This is a genomic window from Streptomyces sp. Je 1-79 (assembly GCF_025195125.1).
In the GTDB taxonomy this organism is placed as follows: domain Bacteria; phylum Actinomycetota; class Actinomycetes; order Streptomycetales; family Streptomycetaceae; genus Streptomyces.
The window spans coordinates 1-4333 of record NZ_JAMGSL010000028.1; the positions used below are offsets into that span (position 1 = coordinate 1).

Consider the following 4333-nt stretch of genomic DNA (forward strand, 5'->3'; position numbering starts at 1 on the left):
CACCTGCGTGGTGATGTTCCGGAAGACGGTGTTGACCGAGTCGGTCAGGTCCTTCCAGGTGCCGGCCGCGCCGGGCACCTGCGCCTGGCCGCCGAGCAGACCCTCGGCACCGACCTCGCTCGCCACCCGGGTCACCTCGTCGGCGAACGTCCGGAGCGTCTCGGTCATCTGGTTGATGGTGTCCGCGAGCTGCGCGACCTCGCCGCGCGCGCTGACCGTGACCTTCTGCGACAGATCGCCGTTGGCGACCGCCGTCGTCACCTCGGCGATACCCCTCACCTGATTGGTGAGATTTCCCGCCATCGTGTTGACGGAGTCCGTGAGGTCCTTCCACACACCGCCGACCCCGGCGACCTCCGCCTGACCGCCCAGCTCGCCCTCGGTGCCCACCTCACGGGCGACTCGGGTCACCTCGGACGAGAACGAGGACAGCTGGTCCACCATCGTGTTGACGGTGTTCTTCAGCTCCAGCATCTCGCCGGCCACATGAACCGTGACCTTGTTCGACAGATCACCCCGGGCCACAGCCGTCGTCACGAGAGCAATGTCACGCACCTGAGCCGTCAGCCGGTACGCCATCGTGTTGACCGAATCCGTGAGATCTTTCCACGAACCGGACATTCCGCGCACCTGGGCCTGGCCGCCCAGGATGCCTTCCGTACCGACCTCGAGTGCGACACGCGTCACTTCGTCGGTGAACGCGGACAGCTGGTCGACCAGGTTGTTCACGGTCCGTGCGACCTTCAGGAACTCCCCGCGCAGCGGCCGCCCGTCAGGGCCTTCCGAGCGCAGGTCCATCCGCTGACCGAGATCGCCCTCGGCCACCGCCGAAAGGACCCGCCCCACCTCGGAGACCGGCCGCGTCATGTCGTCGACCAGCGCGTTCGCATGCTCGATGGCCGCCAGCCAGGCGCCCTCACTGGGCCCCGCCTCCAGCCGCTCGGACAGCTTGCCCTCGCGCCCCACCATGCGCCGCACCCGCGACAGTTCCCCGGTCAGATGCATCTGACGGTCGGCGACCTCGTTGAAGACGGCGGAGATCTCCGCCATCACCCCGTCGCCGGACACGGTCAGCCGCTTGCGGAAGTTCCCGTCCCGCATCGAGACCAGGGCAGCGAGCAGCCGCTCCATGGCCGCCGCGTCCACCTGCACCGTCCCGCCGCTCCGGGGCCGTCCGCCCTTTGTGCGCGTAGTGCCACCGCCGCGCCGCGCCGCCGTGCCAGACTCCACCGTGTCCCTCCCGAAGGGGTTGACCGTACTGCCCGGGCCGTCACCTCAAGCCTGCCCAGTGTTTCACCGCAGGCGAACCTGGCGATAACAGTTCGGCAGCTTCGCATAGCGTCCCCGCCCCCGGGGGACGGAAACAGCGGCGACCGGCATCCGCTCGGACAGCGAAGGTAAGTAACCTGGCATCCGGCTGTCCAACCGTCCCCGTCCGCCCGGCAGGGGCTGGGTGGCGCGAAACGACCACCGGGCAGCGGGAGGGGCAGACCGACCATGGCGGAGCCGGGCGTCGAGACGCGTACGAGGAGTTCTGTGATCACCGCGCGGGCGGCTGCCACTTTCGACCCGGTCGGGCGGTCCGTCGCGACCGCCCGCGCCTTCGTCCGGGACACCCTCCAGGGCTGGGGTTACTCCGAGGTCGTCGACGACGCCGTCGTCCTCACCAGCGAGCTCGTCACCAACGCCGTCATCCACGCCGGCACCGCGGCCGACGTCCTGTGCCTGCGGAGCGAGGACGGCATCAGGGTGGAGGTCGCCGACCGCTACCCCGAGCGCGAGATCCCCGTCCAGGGCGGCCGCACCCTCGCCCACCCGGACCGCGAGAACGGCCGCGGCCTGCTCCTGTGCGCCGCGCTCGCCACCCGCTGGGGCGTCGAATACACCCCCACGCACAAACGTGTCTGGTTTCAACTCGACCTTCCCGAGCGTCCCATCGGCACCAGGTCCGCCGGACCGGTCCTCCCCGACGCCCTCCTCCCCACCGCCGACAGCCGCGTCCGCGTCGCCGTCGCCCAGATCGACCGCGGCGGAGCCATCACCGCCTGGAACGAGGACGCGGAGGAGCTCTTCGGCTACGCCGCCGAACAGGTCACCGGAAAGCCGCTCGGCGACCTCGCCGCCTGGCCGCACACCCCCGGCATCAGCACCGGCCTCGCCGAGGCCCTGCGGCTCTCCCGCTGGGAGGGCAGCTACGGCATCCGCTGCGCCGACGGCCGTGTGATCCCCGTCTACGCCTCCCATCTCCGCGTCCGCGACACCGCGGGAGAGCCCTCCACGGTCTGTCTGCTGGTACGGGAGTACGAGCGCGCCGTCCTCCAGACCCCCCAGCGCCCCGCCGGCTCCGACGGGGGCGCGGAGAGCCGCGCCACGGACCCCTTCGAGGTCTTCATCGGCTCCCCGGCCCCCGACGACCTGGACGGCCTCCTGCAGCGCACGGTGGAGCGCGCCCGCGACATGCTGGACGGCGACTCCGCCTTCCTCCTGCTCGCCACCGACGACGAGACGGAGCTGGAGGTACGGGCGACCACCGGACTCCCCTCCGCCCGCCAGCGGTTCGCCCGCGTCCCCGTCGAGACCGGCGCGAGCCGCTACGGCTCCGCCCGCATGCCGGCCGTCCACGAGGACCTCGCCGCCGTCCCCGGCGCCGTCCCCCTCCTCGAAGGCACCGGGATGCGCTCCGTCGTGACCGTGCCGCTCAAGGTGGAGGGCCGTCTCACCGGCTCCCTCGGCGTCGCCGCCGAGAGCCCGAACCGGTACTCCAACGAGGAGGCCCTGCGCCTCCAGTTCGCCGCCGACCGCATCGCGCTGGCCGTCGAGTCGGCGCGCCTCGGCGAGCTCGAACGCCTCCGCCGCGGCTCCCTCAGCTTCCTCGTCGAGGCCTCCGACCTGTTGGCGGGCACCCTCGACCGCGACCAGACCCTGGCCCTGATGGCCCAGATGACCGTCCCGACGCTCGCCACCTGGTGCGCCGTCTACACGATCGCCGACCAGGCCTCGGATCCGTACCTCTCCTATGTGCTGCACGAGGACGAGGACCGCATCGACGGCCTGAAGGCCCTGCTGTCCTCGATCTCCCCGCCGGACCCGGTGCCGACCCTCGGCGCCCGCGTCTGGTCGGCGCCCGGCGAGGCCGCCCACCGGGCCGCGCTCTCCACCTCGATGCGCGAACTCGGCCACGGAAGCGGTCCGTTGTCCGGCGGTATCGACACCACGCTGGCCACGGCCGCCGCGGTCGGCGGCGAGACGGTGGTCCTGCCGCTGGTCGCCCGTAACCGCGTCATCGGCATGCTCACCCTGGGCAAGCCCTCCGACGACCATTTCCGCCAGGAGATCCTGGAACTGGCCGAGGACCTCTCCCGCCGGGCCGCCCTGGCACTGGACAACTCCCGGCTCTACTCGGAGCGCATGGCGATCAGCCAGTCCCTCCAGCGCAGCCTGCTGCCGCCCGGCCTCCCCCAGATCCCGGGCGTCGAGGTCGAGGTCATCTACCGGGCCGCCGGCGAGGGCAACGAGGTCGGCGGAGACTTCTACGACCTCTTCCCGATCCGCGACAACGCCTACGGGTTCGCGATCGGCGACGTCTGCGGTACGGGTCCGGAGGCAGCGGCCGTCACGGGCCTGGCCCGGCACGCGCTGCGCCTGCTGGCCCGCGAGGGCTTCGGCGGCCCCGCGGTCCTGGAGCGGCTGAACGCGGCCATCCTCGACGAGGGCGCCCGCAGCCGCTTCCTGACGCTGCTGTACGGCGAGATGTGGCCTCAGGAGGACGGCTCGGCCATCCTCAAGGTCGTCTGCGCCGGCCACCCGCTGCCGCTGCGCCTGCGCCAGGACGGCACGGTCGTCCCGGCAGCCGATCCCCAGCCGCTCCTGGGCGTCATCGACGACCTGGAGCTGTACGAGCAGACCATCACGCTCGAACCGGGCGACGTCCTGCTCTGCGTCACCGACGGCGTCACGGAACGCCGCGAGGGCACGAGGATGCTGGGCGACGACGGTCTGATCGAGGTCCTCAAGACCTGTACGGGCCTGACGGCCGGCGCGGTCGCCGCCCGCATCCTGCGCGCGGTCGAGCGCTTCGCCCAGGAGCCCGCCTCGGACGACATGGCGATCCTGGCCATGCGCCTCCCGGAGCCCATCGACGCCAGCTGACGGAGGTTCCCCGCCACGCTTTCGTGGCGGGGAATCCCTTCTCGTACGGGAGCACAAAACAAAGAAGGCCCCCGCCATGAGGCGGGGGCCTTCTTCTGTTTCACTGGAGCCCTTTAACGGAATCGAACCGTTGACCTTCTCCTTACCATGGAGACGCTCTACCGACTGAGCTAAAAGGGCGGGA

General features: G+C 71.2%; 2 protein-coding genes and 1 tRNA gene. 1 reads left to right on the forward strand and 2 read right to left on the reverse strand.

Annotated elements, in window-relative coordinates:
• Positions 1–1230, reverse strand: a 1230-nt coding sequence (locus tag M5362_RS32895) for a HAMP domain-containing protein (protein ID WP_260231622.1), incomplete at its 3' end; no start/stop codon positions are given.
• Positions 1231–1497: 267 nt separating this feature from the next.
• Here M5362_RS32895 and M5362_RS32900 point away from each other — a divergent pair.
• Positions 1498–4149 (forward strand): SpoIIE family protein phosphatase, encoded by a 2652-nt coding sequence (locus M5362_RS32900; protein ID WP_260231623.1) that lies wholly within the window; start codon positions 1498–1500, stop codon positions 4147–4149.
• A 104-nt stretch (positions 4150–4253) separates the two neighbouring features.
• Here M5362_RS32900 and M5362_RS32905 read toward each other — a convergent pair.
• Positions 4254–4329 (reverse strand) — tRNA-Thr (locus M5362_RS32905).
• Positions 4330–4333 lie beyond the last annotated feature (4 nt).